Source organism: Mesorhizobium sp. M0954 (genome assembly GCF_040319155.1).
Classification (GTDB): Bacteria; Pseudomonadota; Alphaproteobacteria; order Rhizobiales; family Rhizobiaceae; genus Mesorhizobium.
In genome coordinates, this window is the sequence record NZ_JAMYNR010000050.1 from 1 (window position 1) to 23,463 (window position 23,463).

The following is a 23,463-nucleotide window of genomic DNA, read 5'->3' on the forward strand; positions in this document are numbered from 1 at the left end:
GCTGCTTGCGGCGCGCGGCGAGCGTAATGCGGACCGAACTTGATGCCCCACCGGCGGATTGTCTCATACGAACCACGACCCCGCGTCCAGCAGCATTTCCTCGGCCAGACGCAGGCTCAAGGGAACCTGCAGTAGAGCCAGACTGCATGGGCGATGATCTGCGGCGGGAAACGATGGCGCTTGTAGCTGACGGCCGCGGTGTTCATGTCATCGGGTCTATGCCGCAAATCCCTGAACGCGAGTTAAGTCGATAACGCCGCGGTGGCTCATCTCTCGAAACTCAGACCTGAACCTCGGTTATCTCGATCAATTGGTCACTTATAGTCACCATTTCGTCAAGAACAAAGCAATTGTCGCGCTTTTCGCCTGGGGGGACATTCGTCGCGCCGAACAGCAGTGACTGCAGCAGACGTAGAAATCGCAGGTTCCAAAGGCTTAATGATGATTGAAATCCCCGCAGAAAGAGAATTACTGGGGTTTAAGCCCCGCGAGCATTTGACCAAAGTGCTCACGCACACTGATCCGCTCGAGGTTTCGCCGGACGGCGATCTGATCTTCGTTGGCTACAAGGCCGAGGATCTACTCTCAGATTTCGGCTCGCCTTTGTATACGGTAAGCGAGCAAACGCTGCGCGAAAACTTCCGTCGGATCAAAGGGGTCTTCGAAAGGCTCTGGCCGAACAAGGTCGTGGCCATGTACGCCATCAAGTCGAACAACAATCCGGCGTTCCGGGCAGTCATCCATCAGGAGGGCGCTGGTGGCGACTGCTTCGGCTTGGGCGAATTGCATTCCACGTTCATGGGCGGTGCCGATCCCGAGCGGGTCGCTATGAACGGCAGCAACAAGACGGAAGCCGAATTGCGCGCCGCCATTCAGAAGGGCGTCAGCGTCAACACCGATGCGGTGGATGAGATCCGCATGCTGGATGCGATACGTGCGGACCTTGGAAAGGTTGGGTCCGTCGCCCTGCGCATCAAGAGCGCTCCGGAAAGCCTGGCAGGTTCACCAAGTGATTACGTGGGCCTGGCCAACGACTCCAGGAATTTCCTTTTGCGGGAAAAGTGGGGACCTTCGGTCGACTCCGCCCTTGATCTGATTCCCCAAATTCCAGACTGCCGGAACCTCCGGCTGCGCGGGTTCAGTCTTCACACGCCCCGATTTACACAAAATCCCGAGCTGTTCGCAGAGTGCACACGCGACTTTGCAGAAACGATCATCCGGGTCCGCAAAGCCACAGGGTTTGTACCAGAGCTTATCGACATCGGCGGTGGCTGGCCTCGCGACCGCGACCCGGAACCGCGGACCCACGAGCTGAACGGTTCTTCAGTCGAAAACTTTGCTGAAGCGGTCGTAGCCTCGCGTATCGCCACATTCAAGTGGCACCAGATGCCTATTCCAGAGCTTCGCACGAAGCCTGGGAGATTTATTGTCGGCAACGCTGTGGCGCTGCTGGGCCGAGTAGGTCAGGTCAAGCGAACTGCGGGATGGTGTACGTTGACTTCAGCACCAACAATCTGCGGCGCATTGATACGGCCGGCAGCGCCTATCATTTCCTACCTGCGAGCGGGTGGACAGGGCCTATGCCGAACTAGCCCAAATAGTCGGATCGACCTGTATCGACTCGCGTATGGCGGACAACTGGCCGGTTCCCAAATTGGCCATGGGCGAACCCGTCGCAATCCTGGATGCCGGAATGTACGCCGATTCGGCATCGACGCAGTTTAACAGCGTTCCTCGACCTGCCACGGTGATGATCAGCAATGGCGCGGTCCATATGATCAAGCGGCGGGAAACCGTTGAGGATCTTTATCGGAATACGTCGGTGCCCGAACACTTGTTACCCAAGTAACGGCTACGTCGGAATTTACGCAATAATCGGCAGAGAGGACACGTCAATGAACGATGTCGACGCGATACGCCTTAACCACTTCAGCTTCACCGTAGAGGACCTCGACAGGACGGTCTCGTTCTTCGAGCAGGTGTTCAGCTTTGAAACGCTTTCGAAAGGCCCCCGCGACAAGGCGATGATACGGGCCGTTACAGGCTTGCGCGACATCCGGTTCAGAAAGATTGCCCGAGAGAAGGAGCGCGCATTGCAGAGTGGGCCGGTCCAGTTGCGGGGTCGACGCATCTCGAGAGACGTTTTGGAATACCGCGGGCCACGCTGCATTGGTGGCAGCGGCATAATGATGTGGTTGCCTTTCGGAGAGGCTCCCGCAAGCATGTCCCCTGGCTCAGTTCATCGACGGCAGGCCCATGCCGGGAATCAGGTAGGTCCTTTCCTCGATCTCCGATCCCAGATTGGCTTGGCTGTGGCTGATCAGCCCCTCGCCGCTTCTCAAGGGTCGCGTTCCTATCGAATTGCTCAGAGAAGGTATGAACGCAGAAGTCGTTGCATCCGCCGCCCAGGCTATTTCTCTGGTTGGATCTATCTGACGATTGGCCGGTGCCGATGGCTGTCTCCGCTTTCTGTACGTGCGCACAAAAGCAGATGTACTAATTGTGCGATTTGTCCAAATTTATAGTTGTCCAACCGACCTTTTCTGGTTTGGGGCTCGATGGAGCAGCGCTCCACACTGCCGGGGAGTTTATGTTGAGAACAACGATGGTGCGGTGTCGTATTCTTTCGCGCTTGAGTTGGAACGCTCCAGTAGACATTGGGTTGAGTCTGGGTTTCGAGGTGCTGGATCCGGACATTGAGCAATTCGGGCTTGTGGACGGTTCGAGTCATAGCCTGACAATGCCGTTGAGAAGGGACTGATCGGTGACTGGCTTGGATACGAAGACATCGACGACGATCGCGACAGCGGGGCTGCCGAGGGTGGCTTGGGGTACAGGGGGGCACGTTACAGATACATCCGGCAAGACCTATATCGACGGCTCCGGCGGACCGGCGGTGTACAGCCTCGGCTATAGCAACATCGAGGTCGTGGACGCCATCCACGATCAGATGAAGCGTGTCATGCATGGCTACCGCTATACCTTTACCAGCGACCCCATGGAAGAGCTTACGGCGCTGATCAGTGAAGCCTGCGGCGCGGATCTTGACTCGATGGTTTTCGTGTCTGGAGGGTCGGAAGCGGTCGAATCCTGTTTGAAATTGGCATTGCAATATCATGCAGCGCGCGGCGAGAGGTCCCGTTACAAATTTATCTCCCGCCATCGGTCCTGGCACGGCAACTCGCTTGGCGCGCTCGCACTGTCTGGCTTTGCAGAACGTAGGGCCCCTTACGAACATGCGTTACCACCCATATCGTTTCTATCGCCCGTCAATGCCTATCGCCCGCCGTCCGGTGTTTCCCCTGACATGGTGGCGGAAATCTGCGCTCTGGAGCTAGCCACCGAGATCGAACGGCTGGGACCCGAACAGGTTGCTGCCTTCATCTTCGAGCCGGTTGTCGGCGCTGCCGGTGGCGTCGTCCCAGCGCCTCCGGGTTATACCGCACGCATCCGGGAAGTATGTGATCACTACGGCGTTTTGATGATTGCCGACGAGGTGATGTGTGGAAGCGGGAGGTGCGGCACCTTTCGCGCGCTTGAACATGATCAGGTTGCCCCTGACATCATGCCGATATCCAAGAGCCTGGCCGGTGGATACATACCGCTCGGCGCTGCGGTTTATGGCCACAAGGTGAGAGATGCCATAACAGCAGCATATGGCGGACCGATGACAGGTCATACGTTTACTGGCCATACGGCTGCCTGTGCGGCCGGCGTTGCGGTGCAGAGGATCATCAAGCGCGACCGTCTCTTGGAGCGCGTCAGGTCAAACAGTCCGCGGTTTTTTCAGCTTGTGCGGGACTCCCTGGACGGCGTGGAAGCAGTCGGAGATATCCGTGGCAGAGGCTATTTCCTCGGTGTGGAGCTTGTGGCGGACAGAGCAACCAAGGTGCCCTTTCCTGCCGAGAAGAAGCTGTTCTTGAAGGTTCGCGAGCGCGCCTTCGAGAATGGATTGATCTGCTACCCCTCGGGCGGAAACGTAGACGGATTCTCTGGCGATACCATCATCCTCGCACCTCGCTACAATTCGCCGGACAGTGAACTTGAAGAGATCACTGACAAGCTTGGTATGTCTGTTCGCCAAGCCCTTTCAGACGTGGAGCCATGAGATGAAGCAAACTCGCTCAACCATCATCACGTGCGCGATCACTGGATCGATTCACACGCCATCTATGTCCCCCTATCTCCCAGTGTCGGAGGAGGAGATTGTCAAGCAGGCAGTCGGTGCGGCCCAGGCCGGCGCGGCAGTCCTCCACCTTCACGTTCGCGACCCGGATACGGGCAAACCTTCAGCGGATCCCGAGCTGTTTTTGCGGGTTGTGAAGAAGATAGAAGCCCAAACTGACGCGGTGCTCAGTATCACGACGGGCGGAAGCGCTAAAATGTCAGTCGAGGAACGGCTAGAGGCGCCGGCTTTGATCGGGCCCGAATTGTGCTCGCTTAACCTCGGAACGATGAACTTTGCTCTTCACTCCATGGCGGAGAAGCCGCGGGAATGGAAGCACGATTGGGAAAAGCCGTTTCTGACCTCCACCAAGGACGGCTTCTTCAAGAACACTTTCAACGACATGGAGCGGATCATCAAGGATCTCGATGGTCGCTTCGGCACGCGATTTGAGTTCGAGGCTTATGATGTGGGCCATCTATATAGCCTTGCGCACTTGCTCGACCGCGGTATCGTGACCTCCAAGCCTTTCGTCCAGTTTGTGATGGGTATTTTAGGCGGGATCGGCGCCGATGCCGACAGCTTGATGCTGATGAAGGATACGGCGACCCGCCTCTTCGGCAACGATATCGAATGGTCAGTCCTGCCGGGCGGTCGGGTTCAGATGCCTCTTTGCACCATGGCGGCAGTTATGGGAGGCAACATTCGCGTCGGGCTTGAGGACAACCTTTGGCTTGGTCCCGGCGAACTTGCGCAGACGAACGCCCAACAGGTCCGAAAGATCGCTGGTATCTTGGCTGAATTGCACCAGCCGACAGCATCTGCTGCTGAGGCCCGGCAGCGTCTGGGAATAAGGGCCGGATCGTGACTATTGGCGACAGATTGGACGCCATCCGCCGTCGCGAGGCCAAAGTTCCGCTCTATGAGCTGATAGGTCTTCGGGTCAACGATTTCGGCCTTGGCCGAGTGTCGATGTCGCTGAAGCCGGCGCAGGCACATGCCAATCCGCGGGGAAGCGTTGCGGGAGGCATCATCGCAACCGCATTGGATACAGCCGCCGCCTGGAGCTGTGATCTTCTTTGTTCCGAAGGGAACATTTGCACCACCATCGACTTGAAAGTGAATTTTCTTCGGCCGCTCGCGGTCACCGATGGAGACGTTGACGTGGTCGCGACAGCCTTGCATTCAGGCTCCAGGATCATGGTCTCCGAGGCGAAAATGTCCCGTAAAGACGGGAAGTTGATTGCGGTAGCCTTGGTAACCCTTGCCGTCGTTTCAACCTAGATAGAGCACGTCCTGTTTAATCCGGTTCCTATCCTGCGGCTTTGAAGTAGTTGGCACATTCTGCTGGGGTGAAGAGGTCGATGACCGCGCCGACCGCGTCCCACAAAGCCTTGATGGTTCTCTCGGCCTTTGCTCGCACCAGCGCCTTGAGTTTGGCGAAGGCGTTCTCATCGGGTTGAAGTCGGGACTGTAGGGCGGCAGGTAGAGCAGGCTCGCGCCTGCGGCCTCAATCGCGTCGCGCACGCCGGCGGCCTTGTGGGCGGGCAGGTTGTCCATGGCGACTACGTCGCCCTCCGACAATGTCGGGAGCAGCACCTGCTCGACATAGGCCAGAAACACGTTGCCGTTCATGGCGCCGTCATAGACGAAGGGCGCAGTCATGCCCGTCAGCCGTAGCGCTCCGGTGAAGGTCGTGGTCTTCCAGTGGCCATGCGGCATGCCGGCCCGGCAGCGCTCGCCGCGCGGCGCTCTTCCACGCAGGCGGACCATCTTTGTGGAGAGGCCGGTCTTATCAATGAACACGAGCTTCGCGGATCGAGGATCGAGCTGGCCATCGAACCAGTCCCGGCGCCGCTTCAGGATATCGGGGCGATCCTGCTCCAGTGCGTGCGCGGCTAATGGAATGGCCCGCCCTTCTCCCAGCATCGAGTACAATGCTGATATCCAGAAATAGAAAGGAACGAGCCAATGTCTATTGATCTGGGCAAGAACTCTTGCAGCATAATTGGGGTCGATGCGGCCGGTGCGGTGGTCGTTCATCGAACAATGCGCCGGCAGACGCTGATCGACTACGTTACGAAGCTTCCGGCCTGTGTGGTCGCAATGGAAGCATGCTGCGGCGCGCATCATGTGGGGCGCTTGTTTGCGGCGCAACGTCAGCAGATCCGGTTAATGTCACCGGAATACGTTCGCCCATATAAGGCGCAGAAGAACGATGACCGCGATGCCGAGGCGATCGCCGAGGCCGCCTCACGACCGACAATGCGCTTCGTCGAACTCAAGAGCCAGGAGCAGTTAGACGTCCAGACGCTGCATCGAGTGCGTTCTCGCCTCGTGGCCGAACGAACCAACCTCCTCAACCAGTTGCGAGCGATCTTGCTGGAACGCGGGGTGATCTTCGTAAGCGCCACGCCGCTCCCCTCGTGCGGGGCATGAGATGAATGTGCGAAGAATCCTCCCGATCGCGAGAGACGGAGGGCCTACGTGGGAGCAGACGGCAAAATGGACGTCGATTTGGACGTCCCAACAGCTGGCTACGCAGGCCGGATCGAAGTTCTGGAAGGTCCAACGGGACGGCGGGTTCGCTCGGAGGCTGAGAGAGCCCGGATTGCGGCCGAGAGCCTGATGCCGGGGGTGCAGGTGGCGGCGGTCGCACGCAAGCATGGCGCGACCCGCTGGCAGGTCTAGGATTGGCGGCGTCGCCTTCGTCAGGGACAACTGGCACTGCCGGAAAGCATGGCGCCGATGTTCGCGCAGTTGATGGTGGACGACTCATCGGTGCCTCAGCGGAGGATGAGGCCATCGAAATCGACGCCGGCGAAGGTGGAGATCGTGATCGTCGACATGGTGATCCGAACGGCGGTTGACCTCGAACAGCTATCGCAGGTGATCCGAGCGGTTCGGGCGTCGCGATGATTGCACCGGGCAACGATCTGAAGATCTACGTGGCGACCCGGCCGGTTGACTTCCGGCGCGGCATGGACGGATTGGCATTGGCTGTGCAGGAGATGCTAGGCCTCGACCCGTTCTGTGGGGCAGCCTTCGTCTTCCGGGCCAAAAGGGCTGACAGGATCAAGATTTTGGTGTGGGATCGCACCGGCCTTGTGCTGGTGCACAAGCGGCTCGAGGGCTCGAAGTTCGTCTGGCCGCAGGTTCGCGACGGCGTGATGCGCATGTCGCCGGCGATGTTCGCGGCCTTGTTCGAAGGGCTGGATTGGAGACTGGTTCGCCCCGAGCGGGCACGGCGTCCGCAGCTGGCCGGATGAGTGTGGCACAGTGACTCAGGTGCCTTGTCTCCAATGGCGTTATCGGCACTCATGTGCTTGATTTAGTGCATGAATCTGACGGTTCTCCAGGAAGAGAACGAGCGTTTGAAGGCGCTCCTGGCCCAAACGCAAGCGGCCCTGGCCGAGCACCAGGCTGCCTTGGCTGAGTGCGAGGAGGCGCGCCGCCGGCTGGAGAGCGTCGTCAGCCAGCTCAACTACGAGAAGTTCGGCGCCAAGTCCGAGAAGCTGCATCCCGATCAATACCACCTGCCGCTCGAAGACGTGGAGATCGCGCAGGGCGTGCTCGATGCCGCGCAGGAAAAGGCGCAGCGGGTCATCCAGGGGCGTTCGGACGGCTCGTCCGGTTCGCGCCAGCGCAATCGTGGCCACTTGCCTGCCCATCTGCCGCGAGTGGAGCGGATCATCGAGCCCAAGAGCACGCTGTGTCCGTGCGGCTGCGGCGAGATGGCCAGGATGGCGAGGATGTCAGCGAGCGGCTCGACGCAATCCCGGCGCAACTGCGTGTTCTGGTTACGCGCCGCCCGAAATACGCTTGCCGGCGCTGCTCGGGCGCCGTCGTGCAGGCGCATGCGCCCGAGCATATCGTGCCCGGCGGCCTGCCGACCGAGGCGCTGATCGCCCAGGTCATCGTCGCCAAGTTCGGTGATCATTTGCCGTTCTACCGGCAGGCCGAGATCTACGCCCGCCAGGGCATCCAGCTGGATCGGGCGACACTGGGCAACTGGGCAGGCCGGGCCTGCTTCCATCTCAAGCCCATAGCCGATCAGATGCGCGGGCATCTGGCTGCGGCAGAGCGCCTGTTCATGGACGAGACCACGGCGCCGGTGCTCGATCCCGGACGCGGCAAGGTCAAGAAGGGCTTCTTCTGGGCAATCGCCTCCGATGATCGCGGCCATGGTGGCCAAGGCCCGCCCATCGTGCTGTTCCACTATGCGCCGGGGCGCGACGGCGAGCATGCCGAACGCTTCCTTCAAGGCTTCGGCGGACAGTTCCTGCAGGTTGACGCCTATGAGGGCTATGACCGGCTGACACGCCTGGAGCGGCCACAAGGACCGTGGCTGCTCGTCCATTGCTGGAGCCACCTGCGCCGACGTTTTGTGAAGCTGGCGCGCAACACCAAGTCCCCGATCGCCGAAGCTGCCGTGCGCCAGATCGCTACGCTCTACGCCGTCGAGGCGACGGTGCGCGGCATGACGCCACAAGCTCGGCTCGCCGCCCGACAGCAGTACTCCACCCCGATCATCGCCGCCTTGGAGCCGTGGTCTGAAAAGCAATTGTCGATGATCTCCTCGGGCTCAAAGCTGGCCGAAGACATCCGCTATGGTCTTGCCCATTGGGAAGGGCTCACCCGCTTCCTCGGCGACGGCCGGCTCGAGCTCGACACCAACCCGGTCGAAAACGCCATCCGGCCCGTATGCTTGACCAGAAAAAATACTCTCTTTGCTGGCCATGAGGTCGGGGCCGAAAACTGGGCGCTGCTCTCATCCGTCGTGGCCACCTGCAGGCTCAACGACGTCAATCCCGTTGCCTACTTCGCCGAAACCCTCGAGGCCATCATCAACGGCCATCCACAGAGCCAGATCGAGGAACTTATGCCCTGGCGATTCCGGAAAACATCAAGCCCAAACCCATAGGTGATCGGCGAGGCGCTTACTTATCTTCCCGGCTGGCAGGCGAAAGTTCGAGCTTGATTTGGATGGCATGCTTGCCGAGGGCAATGAGACCTTGTCGCCCCGCATGCGTCAGCTGATTGGCGGCTGTGAGCCGAATGGAAGGAGCTCGACGCGAAGATTGGGGCGCTGAACGATGAGTTTGTCCAACTGGCGCGCAACGATGCCGTCACACGCAGGTTGACCTCGATCCCCGGCATTGGGGTGCTCAACGCGACGGCTTTGGTCGCGGCAGTAGGTAATGCAAGCAACTTTGCCAAGGCCCGAGACCTTGGCTCCTGGCTCGGGTTGGTTCCTAGACAATACAGCACGGGGGGCAAGTCTCGGCTGCTTGGGATATCCAAGCGCGGCAACACCTATCTGCGCACTTTGCTCATCCATGGCGCCCACGCGGCATTGCCATCGCTTTCAAAGAGCGACACGCCTACGGGACGATGGTGGCTGAGGGCAATGATCGAGAGAGGTGTGCATCGTAATGCCGTGGTAGTGGCTTTGGCGAACAAGCTGGCGCGTATCGCCTGGGCCGCTTTACGCAAGGAGATACGCTCGAACGCGGCTACCTGGTAGCGACTGCATAATCGGGTGCGCTACGTGCAATCGCGCACGTAGTTCAATGAGGTTTTGCAGGAAGGATCGTGAAGATGGCCTGACAGTTGACCGGCGTTTGGAAAGCCCGATCAAAAAACGGCACGTGGTGCCGACGGACTTATTGGGGTCTGAACGCGCGGATGTGCATCTTGGCCGTGAGGCTAACCTATGAGACCGTATACGTTGACGCAGACTGATCAGAACACCGTAAAATCCTCGTGCAGACGGGCGGGCCACACGTTTTTTGAATGTCCAGCCGTGGCCGCGAAGCCAGGCGCTCAAGGCGCTGCGGCTGATCCGCATCGACTGCTCGGCGACCAGCCGCTCCACCATCTCGTTCAGCGATGTTCTTGCGCTTCTCGATCAGCCCGACGATGAAGGCTTCATGCGCATCGAGGCTGCAGGCGCGGCGGCGGCCCTGCGGGCGTGGCGTCAGTTCGCCGGTCCTCAGCCACAGTTATCGAATTGATCACTCATCTGCTTAATAAGTCGGCCGTGAAGAATTCGGCCGCTTCATAGGAAACGCTCGATTGCAGATTTCGAGATTGGGGATAATGGCCAGTTTGTGGACAGTTTTCTTGGTTCTGATGCAACGGCGGAATGGAAAGCCGTGGCCGTGGTCAGCTGACATCAGCGGCCGCAGGTCTCAAGGCGTTTATGTGCAGACAACGTGACATCGCCCTTTCCGAGGTAACGATCAAGGACATTGCGGGTGACGCGTTCGACCATCGGATCCTGTCTTAGCAGGCCGGTCACCCATTCGCAGCTTCCAGCGTGGAACACCTCGCCCTTGCCGCGCGGGAAATTGACGATCATGCCGTTGCCGCGTTTGACCTTGTCGAGATTGGCGTCGCTTGCCTCGCCGAACAGCGTTTCGGCGGTGAAGCGGCCGTCCTGGTCGGTCAGGAACTGGTCCTCGATCGGGATGTCGGCGCTTTCCTCGACCTGGGATGCCATGCCGACGGCGAGAACCTGCAGGCCATCCGGCGCGCCGCTGGCCGCTGTGGGGTAGGGCAGGCCGCCACGGATCTCGAAGTCGAGTCCGTCGACCTCGTAGCCATAGACATGGCTGTCGGCGCCGAGCAGGTCGCCATAGTAGATGCCGGTGCCGGCAAACGCCCAATGCTCCGGGCGGTAGACCGGAAAGCCGCGTACGCCGCGCGGCGCGCATCCGCCCCAGCCGGCATAGACGCCTCTTGTCGCGTTGAGCCCGAAGGTCGCCGCACCCGGCCGGCCGATTTCCGGCGCTTCCCAGGAATTGGTGGCGCGCCTTATATCGCCGCCGCGATAGGCCGGGTCCTCGGCGCGAGCGCGGTATTTGTAGCAGACCTGCCGGCGGCCTTCGTCCTCAAGCCTGGTCTGCCACATGAAATTGCCGGCAAAGCGCGCCGCATGGCCGCCGCGCTCGACATAGGTGTCGACCGCATCGCGCATTTCCCAGGTCCAATATTCGTCGTGGCCGACGAAGACGACGCAGTCATAGCCGTCGAGGATGTCGGGGGAGAAATGCAGATCGTGCTGGCTGGCGAGATCGACGGCGTAGCCGGCCCGCTCGGCGAAGCGAAAGAAGTGGCTGTCGTAGCTCGCCCAGCCGGACGAGGCGTATTTCTTCGAATGGCCGGTAGCAAAGGCCCATTCCATATGCGGATAGCGCGGTAGCGTCTTCAGCGGCACGGCGACTTCGAGCGGTACGCGCGGCGCATCGTTCGGGAGCACGACGAAACCGCGGCACCAGGGGCGCTGCGTCGACACTGTGGGCGAATACTGGTTGCGGTCTGGGCCGGTTATGCCCTGATAGTGGTTGGAGCCGCCCCAGGTGTTGTAGGCAAGCCAAGTGCCCGTCGCCGCCACCTGCAGCACACGGCCAGGCTTCTTGCCGGGCTGGGGAGAGACAATGAAAAGATGGTGGCTGTGGATTGGCTTGCCGTCCCGGCCATCGGCGGTCAGCGTCACCCGGTAGGCGCCGGAGGGCCAGTCTGCTAAAACGCGAAATTCAAACGAGGCTTCCCAGCCGCAGCCGTCGACCGAGCATTGGTCGGGGCTGTCCTGCCAGCGCGCCGCGATGCCCGATTTCTCGAACACTTTCGTTTCGGTGCTGCCATCGCGGACGATCGCCATTTTGAATGCCGGAGCTGTCGAACTGACACGCAACGTCGCGGTCTCACCCGCGCGATAGGAAAAGCGGTCGCTGTAGCACCAGATCTCGCCGCGCTCGCCATCCATGCCTGGCGACTCATAGTAGTGGCCGCGTACCGCATGCCGGCGCTGTTCCGGCGTCAGTCCAAAATCGGGGAATTCCATGGTCAGTCTGGTCATCGTCTTACTCCGGCAGCGAGGTATTTCTTGAGGAAGGTGCGGGTGCGTTCTTTCTGCGGCGCGCGGAAGATGTCGCCCGGCGCGCCTTCTTCCGCCAGCACGCCGCCATCCATGAACAGCGTTTCGTTCCTTCGCCGGGTCTCTTCAAAATTTTGAGACAAGCGATCATAACTCCTATGGCTTAGCACATTTAACGCCTGGATTTGGTCATCTTTTCTATGACCAACAAACGTAGAACTTGCTGTGCTTCATAACCCTTCAAGACACATGGCGACCCATGCCACCACCGATGCACAGGGTTGCCAGACCCCTTTGCCACGCTGCGCCGCCTCATTTCAAACAGCAGGGTATTGAGTACGCGCGCGCCGGACCCGCCGATCGGCTGGCCGATGGCAATGGCGCCGCCGTCGACGTTGACGATCGAGGTATTCCAGCCGAGGTTCTTGTTGACGGCGCAGGTCTGCGCCGCAAAGGCTTCGTTGGCCTCTACCAACTCGACATCGCCGATCGCCCAGCTGGCCTTTTCCAGCGCTTTGCGGGACGCGGGGATCGGTCCTGTGCCCATAATCTGCGGATCGACGCCGGCGGTTGCCCACGACGCGATGCGGGCCAGCGGCTCGATGCCGCGGCGACCTGCCTCTGCACGCCAGAGGCTACTCTCGTGGCCCCTTTATGGCTTCGCTTTGGGGGACGTTAAACATCGTAAAGGGTTCATCATCGACAAAACGTTCCAAAACATTTCGCGTGATCTTGGCCACATTGTTCTCAAAATTATTCCAGGGCATCGCAGCTACCCAAGATATGGAGCCGCTTGAGAAGACTGCGCCGCCATAACCCGTTTCGAAGAACACCATATCAGCCCGAACAAGTTCGTTTTCGACCCCACCAACACGCAAACCGGTGCCATCTAAGTCTTCCTTGGCGAGTAGCATATTGTCGGTGTGACCTTCGGAACTTGCTAAGATCAGCGCATGCGGCGGTGAACCCAAGCTGCGATCATACCGATCGATCTCTTGCCCTGCCGCCCCGCCAAAGCCGACACCAAAGTCCCCGATGATTTCATCAGCCACACCAGCAAATATAAATTGGGCGCGTGGGTTTTCTGCATCGCTGTTTCGACGGTAATAAGTTGCAGTGTCAAATCCCTGTGCCGTGAACCCGACACCGACTAGCTCATTGGGAGCATGACCGTTGCGCCGCCATAAGCCACCATATTCACCAGTAAAGCTCATATAATATTCGCCAGGCTCTGCTGCCCAAGTGCGTTCTCCGTCTTCGCCACGTCGAACTTCCAGAACTCCCGGCAGAGTATTATGGAAAGCTACGCGCCAGTAAAACCCGTTACCCCCTAAATACATCAAGCGTCCGCCGCGCTGCAGAAACCCTATCAAACCGTCCCACATGCGCTTCGTAATATATTCAGGGTGACCGCCCGTCATGACCACTGAATAGGAATCGAGCAATCGACGACCTTCGCAATCAAGATCTTCATCGGTTATTACGTCATAATCCATTTCGCATTCACGCAAAAAAGCCAAAACATAACCGTCGCCAGCTAGGCTCGACAAGCGCGTGTCTGGACGCATGTTGAGTACAGGGCGCAAATACGACGAATAACAAACGCCGCTGCCATCGGTGTGACGTTCATAAAGAGAACTACCAAAATTGGAACGCTGCTCCAACAGCACCTCTTCAGGTCCGAATTGCCATAAACGCCCAGGATCTTCCGACATCGGATCGCGTTCCTTCAAACGGCGGAAGTTGGCATAAGCCAAATAATGTGCTGTCGGAGCTAGGAACGCTATCTTGGGACGTTTTCCCCCGCCTTGGCGAGGCGGCCGGACAAAGAAAATAATGTAACCTGGTATGTTAGCGTTATCTAACCTGACCGCGTAGCATCCACTCGGCAGCGAATCCGGTACTGTCCACTGAAAATCCGCTTCCCAACGTGCATCATAGAGATCATCGTCATGAAAATGGATCGCGCCGTATTGCTCAGGCACAACTTTGAAATCATTATTTCCGCCAACCCAATTGTGGCCGGTCATTGCCCGAGCTGGAAGATTGATGGCCTCGCCATGACGCAGGGATAACGAGAGATCGTGAATGTGGTTAGTACCTTGATAAATCGAAAAATCCCAGGAGCCGATGATATCTTGCGACAACTCTGTTGGCACCCGATCTGCGGCTAGAGCGACGATTTCATCGGCGGTCAACGCGCGTCGCGCTATGCGGGGGCGGTCAATTTTGCCATTAAAAAATCCACTGTAGTTGCTCTCAATCCCCTTTGTTGAGTGAGCCGCGATGGATAGAACCGCCCCTGACCATTGATGGCCTACATCAATTGTGGTGCGCACCAGCGCCGTTTCGTTGATCTTAGGGTAGCGGCGCAACGGCGTTTGCGAAAGGCAAACGTCACCAGTCTCAAAATCAAAACTCGCCGATACCAAATACCACTCGCGTGTCAAAAGCGAAGTTTCGGTGGAAACTACTGTCTCGACGCCACGACTTTCTGCCAAGACAAGAGATAACGCACCCTTGCCGTCTATTTCGAGACGTATTCCCTCCTTGGCTGGCTCGTTCCAATAGGCGATGATGCTTTGACACTTTTCGCCTGGCAACGTGGGCCAGATGTAGGCTTGCAGGGTAAAGCTCCCCAACCAGTCAGGTTGCTGGCTTTCAGCAAAACGAACGTAGGATCCGGTAGTTAATTGCTGATGGCGAGCAGGATATACCCCCGCAAAGTCGGCCGGAACTTCCTCTTCTATGAGCCCACAGCCGCCCGCATGGCTATCTAAACTATGCATACGCATAAGGCGCGCTCGGTATTGGTTGATATTGCCTTCCTTACTGACCATGAACCGGACAGTTTCACCAGGTGCTACCGACTGACGATCGGCATACCCAACAACACTCAATTTTGGTAAGTCACTCATTTTGAAAGGGCCTCATTCAGGTCTTGGCCGGTCAGTTTTCGCCAACGTTGTACAAACACATCGCGCTCGGCCTCGCGTTCATCGGTGTAAATTTTATTGAGTGAAACCACCCGCTCCTCACCGGGACCGCCCAAGCGTACTAAAGCCCATTTTTGGCCCCGCTCCAAAGTTAACAACCACGGCTTTTCCGATGCTGGCTCACGGCGCATAAAGCGCAGGATGCGCTGCAGGTTGGGACTGTGGCGGCCGATTGGCATGGCCATGAATTCACGCGCATAAGCAAGATCTTTTATCGGATCGATTTTAATGGTCATCTTGAGTATACCGCCTCTCTGTCGACTGAAGACCCCCATTTTTCCCGGAGCAGGAACGTCCGAACGTCGCGTGCCAAGCCGAGATAGTCGCTCGAGGAACTAACCAACTACCAGAGCGCACTTGATGCGGCCGTCCGGCGATACCTCGATCGGATCAGTGCGCGTGAGCACTTTGGTCAAATGCTCGCGGGGCTTAGACCCCAGAAATTCTCTTTCTGCGGGGATTTCAGTCATTGTCAGGCCTTTTGGAATTTGCCACAGACGAGCGAAGGTGCTCCCAAGCTGCAGGCGCGACAATTGCTTTGTTGAGCAGGATGTGTTCACTTAAAGTCACCAATAGTCGAGGTGCAAAGCTCTGCGCCGTTTAGAAAGAGTGATTACAAACATGAGTCATCAGCTACCACCTCTGATTGCGCTTCGCGCTTTTGAGGCTGTTGCACGGACGGGCAGCGTCCGCGCGGCTGGAAATGAGCTCTCGGTTAGTCATACGGCGGTCTCGCGCCACATCCAAAACCTCCAGGACCGTGTCGGGGTGGCGTTCTTCGAGCGTGAAGGCAGGGGCTTGACGCTCACGGGGGCAGGGAAACGTTTATTATCAGAAGATATCCCGTGCGTTTGAAGCGATCACACTTGCCACGTCCGAGCTAAAGCCCGATCTGCCTACCCAGCTGGATATTTGGTGTACGCCGGGTATCGCGTCGATCGTGCTGCTTCCTCGGCTGCCTGATCTCGAGAGTTACCTGCCAGGGTGTGATGTCGCTCTTCGGCCCACACGAGGGCGCCCCAATGAAGCGCTTCATAACCCTCTCTCGCTTTCGTGTGGGCTGATGGGAGTTTTCATCTCGATGGTCAGGCCTTTATGCGAGCGATGTTTGACTCCGAGCATGATCTCCCGCTTGGCGGCATTATATGATCGCAGCTTGTCGGTGATCATCACACGCGGCGAACGGCCGGTCTTCATGAGCTTTCGCATCAAACGCTTTGCAGCCTTGGCAATGCGGCGGCCTTGGACAAGGACGTCAAGGATGAAACGTCCTGAACTCCGGCGCGCCAGAGCCAGCTTGTCTTGCCGCCAATGAAGATGACGACTCACGAGGTACTATTTGGCGCCAAGCCGACCGGCTGATCGCCTCCTGATATCTTTGGCGAAATGCCTGCCGAACTTCTCCACCCAGAGCCTCTCGGTCTGGTGAGAGACGATGACGCTACGAGTAGCCGGCGTATCCTCGACCACTCGCAGACTGAGCGGGAACCGAAAATGGAGCCAACCGGCTGGAGCAATCACTTCGGCTGCGCCGTCGAACTTGAGCTTCGAAAAAAGACTGGCCCTATCCGCTCAATCCGACCAAATCCGCCTGTCCCCCAGCCAATCCCCTCTCCGACAAGAGCATTACTTCGGTTCCAAGTGACTAGTCTAGGACACAGCGACATTCAGGATTGAACGAAGCCACAAACGAGGCATTTGGCGCGCAGAATTTGCATAGTACGCTTACGATTTGAAGGATGGACTGTTCGGCTCAACCTTTGGACGGGCGTTTCAAAGCCCGATGAGCGCAAAGTTGAATATTCATGTCGCCCCTTCTGCTTGCCCATCCTCCGACGCGCATACCGAATGCCGTTGTCCATGGTCACTTTAAGGCACCATACCGTGCAGAACAAAGCATTTGTCGAGGTCAACGGTTCGAAGGATGATCGCGAAGGATGTTGTCACGTTAATCGGCATGCGGTTGCTTGCGTGTCGGATTGAACGCAATTTTTGGGATGCAGATATTAGTTTCAAAACGTCGTCGGTTTCCGCCTCAGATCGGTGCTCACGCGGTCTGGCTTTACCTACGGTTCTCTGTCCGCACTCCACATAATTTTTCAGCTGCGGCTTTGGGATAAAACACCGAGAAAGTCTAAAAAAGGGGAATAAACTATGACAATCACTCGACGTGACTTAATCAAGGCAAGTATGGCAGCTGGAACAGCCTTATCGATCCCATCGATCCTTCGGGCACAGTCATCACCAGAAGCCGCCCGGACGGTCCGGATGGCGATGAGCGACCTCACTGTTGTCGATCCAATCTTATCCATCTCTGACATCACTTACATACATGCCTGGGCGGTCTACGACACGCTTTTCGCGCTCGACTCCAAGCTCGTGCCGCAGCCGCAAATGGTGGGGAAATGGGGGGTTTCCGAAGACAAAATGACCTATACGTTTGAGCTTCGGGATGGCCTGCAATTCAATGACGGCAGCCCCGTCACGTCGGCGGACTGCGTGGCATCCATCCGTCGCTGGTGGCAGGTGGACGGCGGTGGGAAACTGATCAAGGAGCGGGCCAGCGATATTGCGACCACGGGCAACAAGACGTTCAAGATCGTTCTCGACAAACCGTTAGGGCTTTTGCTCGATTTACTGGCAGGAGGCATAAATTTCCTAGCCGTCATGCGCGAAAAGGACGCAGATCGTCCCCCAACCGAGCAGGTGACCGCGAATATCGGATCGGGGCCGTTCACGTTCAATGAGGCTCTTGCTCGCCCAGGTGCGAGTTTCACTTACGACCGCAACGAAAAGTACGTGCCGCGCCAAGAGCCCTCCGATGGATACGCCGGTGGGAAGGTCGTTAAGGTCGATCGAGTCGTCTGGCAAAATATTGCGGATGAGCAGACAGCCTTGGCCGCCTTGCAAGCAGGTGAAATCGACTTCGTTCAGGCTCCGTCCGCCGATCTTTACGGCACTATCAAAAGCGACCCCAATCTTGAACTTCAGCTTCTGGATAAGGGGGGGGATGACCTCTATCTACGCATGAATTTCCTGCAGCCACCCTTCAACAATGTCAAAGCACGCCAGGCGATGCTTCACCTGATTGACCAGGAGGCGTTCCTTCGCGTCATTTCTCCCGATCCCGATTACGGTCGCCGCCTGATTTCGATCTTCGGAGATAGTAGTCCCTATTCCAATGACGAGAATACGGGATGGTACAAGAAGGGTGGTGATCCGCAGAGGGCCAAACAGCTGTTCCAGGAGGCCGGCTATGCCGGCGAGAAGCTTTATCTTTTTCAAATTACCGACTGGCCGGCTGCCAGCAATGCCGCGCTGGCACTGGCCGATGTGCTGCGTAAAATCGGGATCAATGTCGTGCTTGGGCCGATGTCTTTCAGTGAGTTTTCCACGGCTCGGGCGAACAAGGGCCCCGTCGAGAATGGCGGCTGGAGCATGTTCATTTCGGACTGGCCCGATAATGGCTTCGGCAATCCGATCGGCTGTTCCGTCTTGCACGCAAATGGTGAAGAAGCGTTTTACGGCTGGCCAAAGAACGACGAATACGAAGCGCTCCGGGCCAAATGGGCAGACGTCGCAACACTCGAAGAGCGGCAGGCACTCGCCCGCAAAATGCAAGGGATTTGGTGGGACTTCGTCGGCTGCATCATGCTGGGGAAGGTTCTCGCGCCAGTTGCGCGCAGTAAGGCGCTCACTGGTCTCATCGAGGGGCCAAACACGCGCTTCCCAATGTGGAACATGGAAAAAGCCTGAGCGATGGGGAGCTACATCCTCCGCCGGTTGATTTCGGCCATCGCCGTCATGGCGATGGTCGGGATCTTCGTTTTCCTACTGCTCAGGCTGGCGCCCGGCGACCCTGCGGCGATGATCGCCGGTAAGTCGGCCACGGCAGAGATGATTGCCGGCATCCGCGAAAAACTCGGCCTGAACGACCCACTGCCGGTTCAGTTCATTCGTTGGGTGCGGGAAATGCTCGGCGGCGATTTCGGCATCTCGATCTTTTCCGGACGACCGGTTCTCGAGCTCATCTCGCAGCGGCTTGAACCGACCCTTTCCCTGTCTACCCTGACGATGATCCTTTCGGTAACGGTCGGGGTCTCCTTCGGCATCCTCGCCGCGTGGCGAACTGGCGGTCTCATCGACCGCATCCTTGCGGCCTTTTCGGCAGTGGGTTATTCCGTCCCGGTCTTTGTCATCGGTTATTTTTTCATATACTTCTTTGCTATCAGGATGCACTGGCTGCCGGTGCAGGGGTATGTGCCGATCGGCAGTGGTCTTGGCCCTTGGTTTGTGCATCTCATCCTGCCCACCGTAGCATTGAGCATTGGCTTCATTGCATTCATCGCCCGGGTCACGCGGGCGAGCATGCTCGAAGTTCTTTCGGAAGACTATATGCGCACGGCCGCCGCTAAAGGTGCTTCGTCCTATGCCATGCTGTTCCACCATGCCTTAAAGAATGCCGGCGTCCCGATCCTGACTGTGATCGGCATAAGCTTCGCCTATCTGATCGGCGGAGTCGTTCTCACGGAAACTGTATTCAACATACCCGGTATCGGTCGTCTGGTTGTGGATGCTATCAACAATCGAGACTATCCCATCATCCAGAGCGTGCTCATCCTGACTTCGGGTCTGTACGTCCTTATCAATCTTACGGTCGATCTGGCGTATACGCTGATCGATCCCCGGATCCGGTACTGATATGACGCTAATCTCCGCACCAGTTGAAGCCGTGCCGATGGGTCAGCTGCAGCTATCCGATCTTCCCCGCCTCGCAAGGCGGCATCCGCTCGTCCTGGTCGGCGGCGGCCTGTTGGCACTCCTCATCATTCTAGCGCTCGCCGCCCCGCTTTACGCCGGCGATCCGGTGAACATAGATCCGTTCAAGCGCCTCCAACCGCCTTCCGCCGAGATGTGGTTCGGTAGCGACAATCTGGGCCGTGATGTGTTTGCCCGAACGATTTTCGGCGCGCGGACCTCCATCATGGTCGGATTGCTGTCGGCGGCTTGCGCGGCCATGATTGGGCTCCTGATTGGCATCCTCGCCGGCTACAACCGCACGTTCGACAATATCGTCATGCGGATCATGGACGGCCTGATGTCGATCCCAACAATTCTGCTGGCCATTGCCCTTATTTCCCTGACCGGCCCCGGGATCGGTATCCTCATCGTCGCGATTGCGATTCCCGAGACGCCGGCGGTGGCGCGATTGGTTCGTTCAGTGGTCCTCAGCGTTCGGGAACGTCCTTATGTGGAAGCCGCCCTCTGCGGCGGCGCGCGCCTGCCAAAGGTGCTGTGGCGGCATATCCTCCCAAGCACCATTCCGTCGCTAATGGTGCAGAGCGCCACTGTTTGCGCCAGCGCCATCCTGACAGAGGCTGGGCTAAGTTTCCTCGGCGTGGGTGTGCCGCCCGAAATCCCGAGCTGGGGCAACATGATCGCCAGTTCGCGCCTGTATCTCTCTAGCGCCCCATTGACGATCTTCGCGCCCGGTATCTGCCTTGCCGTCACGGTCCTTGCCGTCAACCTGCTCGGGGACGGCCTGCGCGATATGTTCGATCCCCGCTCAAAGCGGAGACGCTGACATGCTGATGCGAGAATCTGCAGAGGATGATGTGCTTCTCGACGTTCGCGACCTTGAGACACACTTTTTCGGGGAGCAAAGCGTCACCCGCGCCTTGAGCGGCATCAGCTTCCAGGTGAAGAAAGGCGAGACGCTTGGCGTTGTCGGCGAATCGGGATGTGGGAAGAGCGTCACTGCCCTCTCGATCCTTCGCCTGCTACCGAAGCTTTCCGCCAGGACTGTCGGTGGCGAGGTCCGATTTCACGGACGCGACTTGCTTGATCTGTCCGATCGGGAGATGCGAAAGATCCGCGGCGACCAGATCGCCATGATCTTCCAGGAGCCTATGACGAGCCTGAACCCGGTCTATACTGTCGGCCGCCAGATCGCCGAGGCGGTGCAGATCCACACAAATGCGTCCCGCTCGGCGGCCATGGCAAAAGCCGAAGAGATGCTCCGTCTCGTCCGCATCGCGGACCCGGAACGGCGCGTCAGCAACTATCCGCATGAAATGTCGGGCGGCATGCGCCAGCGTGCCATGATCGCCATGGCTCTTGCCTGCTCGCCGGAACTGTTGATTGCCGACGAGCCGACGACTGCGCTCGATGTCACCATCCAGGCGCAGATCCTGAGGCTGACCGTCGATCTGAAAGAGCGCACGGGAACGGCCGTGATGTTCATCACACATGACCTCGGCGTTGTAGCCGAGACCTGCCAGCGCGTAATTGTCATGTATGCCGGCCGAATCGTAGAACAAGCGAGCGTGATAGATCTGTTTGCGCGTCCGGCGCATCCCTACACTCAAGGCCTCATGCGATCGGTACCGGATCCGCGGCGTGGCCGCCAGCGCCGCCTTCCAGAAATTGCCGGGATCGTGCCAAACCTGCGCGAGCCCATTGTCGGCTGCAGCTTTGCGCCTCGCTGCCCGTTCGCTATCGACATTTGCCGCGAGAAGACACCCAGCCTGCTTGATGTCGGCTCAGGGCACGCGGCAGCTTGCTGGCGCGCCGACGAGGTGATGGGCGCATGAATGGTCCTCTGCTGAAAGTCGAGAATCTGACCAAGCATTATCCGCTCGGTGCGGGATTCCTGAAGAAGACAATTCCGGTGATCCGGGCGGTGGAGGATGTATCCTTCACCGTCGAGGCGGGCGAGACGCTCTGCATCGTCGGCGAATCCGGCTGCGGCAAGTCCACCGTGGCGCGGCTCCTGATGCGGCTAGTCGAGCCGACGCGCGGCCGCGTGCTGATCGACGGGACCGATATTGCGAGCCTCAAGACGGACGCGCTTCACGCCTGGCGCCGTCGGATGCAGATGGTCTTTCAGGATCCTTACTCGTCGCTGAACCCGCGTCTCACGGCCGGACAAATTATCACTGAGCCTGTCGAGAATTTCGAGCGCCTCAGCCGGAAGCAGCGCCAGGCACTCGCCGCGGACCTTCTACGAAAAGTCGGAATGTCGCCTGAGATGATGTACAGGCTTCCGTGTGACTTGTCGGGCGGTCAGCGCCAGCGGCTCGGCATTGCACGCGCCCTGTCGCTCAACCCCTCTCTCATCATCGCCGACGAAGCGGTGTCAGCCCTTGACGTCTCCGTGCAGGCGCAGATCTTGAATCTGCTTCTGGATCTCCAGCAGCAGATGGGCATCGCCTTCGTCTTCATCTCCCATGACCTCGGGGTCGTGGAGCATATCGCGCATCGCGTCGCCGTCATGTATTTGGGACGGATCGTGGAGCTCGCCCCGAGCGAGGCGCTCTTCGCGAAACCGGTCCATCCCTATACCGAGGCACTGATTGCGGCAGCTCCGGTTCCGGATCCGACGCGCGTTCGGCTGGAGGTGCCCCTCGAGGGCGAGGTGCCAAGCCCGATCAACCCGCCGCGTGGGTGCGCATTCCACCCGCGCTGTCCGCTCGCCGTCGAGCGGTGCCGCATCGAAGTCCCTCCTTTGGTGCCAATGGCAGACGGGCGCGTCGTGGCATGTCATGTGCGCGCTCCGGCGACTGAGAGTCCCGGCCCCCACTTGCGGCAACCAAATCGTCGGCACACCGTTCCTGAAGCAAATGCATGAGAATACTGGGCGCCCTCTCGTTATGCTTCGTTTCCACATCCCCATAGCGCGCGTACTGCAGTTATGAACACAATTAGTGTCCCACGTGAAGTAGAATCCGACATCCCCCTGCGCCGATGCAGAGTTGTGCTATGTTGTTGTAACAAAATACTGCCACAAGTGCGAGCCACCCCTTGTTATGTTTAGGAGATGCATTATTATGTTGCACGAAAACACGGCGCCGAGCGCCTCCTTGCCTGGCGCCCAGTCCGAAAAATTGTTCACCCGCGGCTGCGACGTTATCCCGGATGGGACCAGCCGTGTCAGAGTCGAGCGCGACCCGTTGCCGCGCTACGTCCTGAAAGGTGAGGGCGCCTATCTTGTCGACGTTGACGGGCAGCGTTTTCTCGACCTCAGTAATAATCTCACCACCCTAATCCATGGCCATGGGTTTGCTCCGGTGATGGACGCTGTCTCGCGTCTTCTTCGTGATGGTACCTGTTTTACCAATCCGACCGCCCATGAGATCGACCTTGCGGAACTGCTGGTCGATCGCATTCCCGCAATCGACCAGATCAGTTTCGTCAACACTGGCACAGAAGCCGTGATGTTTGCCATCAAAGCCGCGCGCGCCTTCACCGGGCGCTCTTGTATCGCCAAGATCGAAGGTGCCTACCATGGCAAGTATGATTGGGCGGAAGCAGGGGCCGGGGGAATACCTTCCACTTGGGGATCTCCCGACGCACCCGTCGCGGTACCCTCCTATGTAGGCATGCCGGCATCGGTTGCCGACGAGGTTGTCATGCTTCGT

General features: G+C 58.6%; 17 protein-coding genes and 8 pseudogenes. 16 read left to right on the forward strand and 9 right to left on the reverse strand.

Translation table 11 applies throughout. The annotated features are described in order from the left end of the window. Positions 1-206 (reverse strand): annotated as a pseudogene (locus tag NKH93_RS34455) (IS6 family transposase); the annotation flags it as partial. Between the two features lie 232 nt (positions 207-438). On the opposite strand from NKH93_RS34455, the gene NKH93_RS32805 reads away from it, so the two are divergent. The 4 genes from NKH93_RS32805 (at position 439) to NKH93_RS32820 (ending at position 5,449) form a co-directional block, all read left to right on the forward strand. Next, a complete protein-coding gene (locus NKH93_RS32805; RefSeq protein WP_352975708.1) occupies positions 439-1,725 on the forward strand; it encodes a diaminopimelate decarboxylase family protein in 1,287 nt (428 codons plus the stop codon). 1,048 nt (positions 1,726-2,773) lie between these two features. Beyond that, the gene (locus NKH93_RS32810; protein WP_352975710.1) at positions 2,774-4,108 is read left to right on the forward strand and encodes an aminotransferase class III-fold pyridoxal phosphate-dependent enzyme; all 1,335 of its coding nucleotides are present in this window, start codon (positions 2,774-2,776) and stop codon (positions 4,106-4,108) included. Between the two features lies 1 nt (position 4,109). Continuing rightward, entirely contained in the window at positions 4,110-5,033 is a 924-nt protein-coding gene (gene kce, locus NKH93_RS32815; RefSeq protein ID WP_352975714.1) for a 3,5-dioxohexanoate:acetyl-CoA acetone transferase, read from the forward strand. Positions 5,034-5,047: 14 nt separating this feature from the next. Further along, the gene (locus NKH93_RS32820) at positions 5,048-5,449 is read left to right on the forward strand and encodes a PaaI family thioesterase (protein ID WP_352975722.1); all 402 of its coding nucleotides are present in this window, start codon (positions 5,048-5,050) and stop codon (positions 5,447-5,449) included. A gap of 28 nt (positions 5,450-5,477) precedes the next feature. Here the strand turns inward: NKH93_RS32820 and NKH93_RS32825 are convergent. After that, positions 5,478-6,064 (reverse strand): annotated as a pseudogene (locus NKH93_RS32825) (IS630 family transposase); the annotation flags it as partial. Between the two features lie 72 nt (positions 6,065-6,136). Here NKH93_RS32825 and NKH93_RS32830 point away from each other — a divergent pair. From NKH93_RS32830 to NKH93_RS32850, 5 genes and pseudogenes are all read left to right on the forward strand, one after another. Then, positions 6,137-6,568: pseudogene (locus NKH93_RS32830) on the forward strand (IS110 family transposase); the annotation flags it as partial. Positions 6,569-6,904: 336 nt separating this feature from the next. After that, positions 6,905-7,084 carry a hypothetical protein gene (locus NKH93_RS32835; RefSeq protein ID WP_352975726.1) on the forward strand — a complete coding sequence of 60 codons (180 nt, stop codon included), beginning with the start codon at positions 6,905-6,907 and terminating at the stop codon, positions 7,082-7,084. Continuing rightward, on the forward strand, positions 7,081-7,434 hold the full coding sequence (gene tnpB / locus NKH93_RS32840; RefSeq protein ID WP_352480788.1) for an IS66 family insertion sequence element accessory protein TnpB: 354 nt from the start codon (positions 7,081-7,083) through the stop codon (positions 7,432-7,434). Before NKH93_RS32835 ends, tnpB begins: the two co-directional genes overlap by 4 nt. A gap of 69 nt (positions 7,435-7,503) precedes the next feature. After that, a pseudogene (gene tnpC / locus NKH93_RS32845) lies at positions 7,504-9,089 on the forward strand (IS66 family transposase). A gap of 132 nt (positions 9,090-9,221) precedes the next feature. Next, positions 9,222-9,692, forward strand: a pseudogene (locus NKH93_RS32850) (IS110 family RNA-guided transposase); the annotation flags it as partial. Between the two features lie 261 nt (positions 9,693-9,953). Here the strand turns inward: NKH93_RS32850 and NKH93_RS32855 are convergent. The 6 genes and pseudogenes from NKH93_RS32855 to NKH93_RS32880 all read right to left on the reverse strand — a co-directional run. Further along, positions 9,954-10,161: pseudogene (locus NKH93_RS32855) on the reverse strand (IS630 family transposase); the annotation flags it as partial. A gap of 182 nt (positions 10,162-10,343) precedes the next feature. Then, positions 10,344-12,029: a N,N-dimethylformamidase beta subunit family domain-containing protein gene (locus NKH93_RS32860; protein ID WP_352975730.1), complete on the reverse strand. Its 1,686-nt coding sequence runs from the start codon at positions 12,027-12,029 to the stop codon at positions 10,344-10,346. Then, the gene (locus NKH93_RS32865) at positions 12,026-12,190 is read right to left on the reverse strand and encodes a hypothetical protein (RefSeq protein WP_502896542.1); all 165 of its coding nucleotides are present in this window, start codon (positions 12,188-12,190) and stop codon (positions 12,026-12,028) included. The genes NKH93_RS32860 and NKH93_RS32865 overlap by 4 nt, the downstream gene beginning before the upstream one ends. A gap of 87 nt (positions 12,191-12,277) precedes the next feature. Beyond that, a pseudogene (locus tag NKH93_RS32870) lies at positions 12,278-12,672 on the reverse strand (acetyl-CoA C-acetyltransferase); the annotation flags it as partial. Positions 12,673-12,682: 10 nt separating this feature from the next. Then, positions 12,683-14,965 (reverse strand): N,N-dimethylformamidase beta subunit family domain-containing protein, encoded by a 2,283-nt coding sequence (locus NKH93_RS32875; protein ID WP_352975733.1) that lies wholly within the window; start codon positions 14,963-14,965, stop codon positions 12,683-12,685. Further along, positions 14,962-15,279 carry a N,N-dimethylformamidase alpha subunit family protein gene (locus NKH93_RS32880; protein ID WP_352975735.1) on the reverse strand — a complete coding sequence of 106 codons (318 nt, stop codon included), beginning with the start codon at positions 15,277-15,279 and terminating at the stop codon, positions 14,962-14,964. The genes NKH93_RS32875 and NKH93_RS32880 overlap by 4 nt, the downstream gene beginning before the upstream one ends. A gap of 385 nt (positions 15,280-15,664) precedes the next feature. Between NKH93_RS32880 and NKH93_RS32885 the strand changes: the two genes are divergently transcribed. Beyond that, positions 15,665-15,898, forward strand: a complete 234-nt coding sequence (locus NKH93_RS32885) for a LysR family transcriptional regulator (RefSeq protein WP_352975738.1) — start codon at positions 15,665-15,667, stop codon at positions 15,896-15,898. Between the two features lie 169 nt (positions 15,899-16,067). On the opposite strand, the pseudogene NKH93_RS32890 reads toward NKH93_RS32885, so the two are convergent. Beyond that, a pseudogene (locus NKH93_RS32890) lies at positions 16,068-16,564 on the reverse strand (IS6 family transposase); the annotation flags it as partial. A 633-nt stretch (positions 16,565-17,197) separates the two neighbouring features. On the opposite strand from NKH93_RS32890, the gene NKH93_RS32895 reads away from it, so the two are divergent. From NKH93_RS32895 to NKH93_RS32920, 6 genes are all read left to right on the forward strand, one after another. Beyond that, positions 17,198-18,799 (forward strand): ABC transporter substrate-binding protein, encoded by a 1,602-nt coding sequence (locus NKH93_RS32895; RefSeq protein ID WP_352975743.1) that lies wholly within the window; start codon positions 17,198-17,200, stop codon positions 18,797-18,799. A gap of 3 nt (positions 18,800-18,802) precedes the next feature. Beyond that, positions 18,803-19,744 (forward strand): ABC transporter permease, encoded by a 942-nt coding sequence (locus tag NKH93_RS32900; RefSeq protein WP_352975746.1) that lies wholly within the window; start codon positions 18,803-18,805, stop codon positions 19,742-19,744. A 1-nt stretch (position 19,745) separates the two neighbouring features. Further along, a complete protein-coding gene (locus NKH93_RS32905) occupies positions 19,746-20,627 on the forward strand; it encodes an ABC transporter permease (protein WP_352975750.1) in 882 nt (293 codons plus the stop codon). 1 nt (position 20,628) lies between these two features. Continuing rightward, entirely contained in the window at positions 20,629-21,636 is a 1,008-nt protein-coding gene (locus tag NKH93_RS32910) for an ABC transporter ATP-binding protein (RefSeq protein ID WP_352975756.1), read from the forward strand. Further along, positions 21,633-22,673: an ABC transporter ATP-binding protein gene (locus tag NKH93_RS32915; protein ID WP_352975760.1), complete on the forward strand. Its 1,041-nt coding sequence runs from the start codon at positions 21,633-21,635 to the stop codon at positions 22,671-22,673. Before NKH93_RS32910 ends, NKH93_RS32915 begins: the two co-directional genes overlap by 4 nt. Positions 22,674-22,872: 199 nt before the next feature. Continuing rightward, positions 22,873-23,463 (forward strand): aminotransferase class III-fold pyridoxal phosphate-dependent enzyme (locus NKH93_RS32920; protein ID WP_352975763.1); only part of this gene is annotated, 591 nt, incomplete at its 3' end.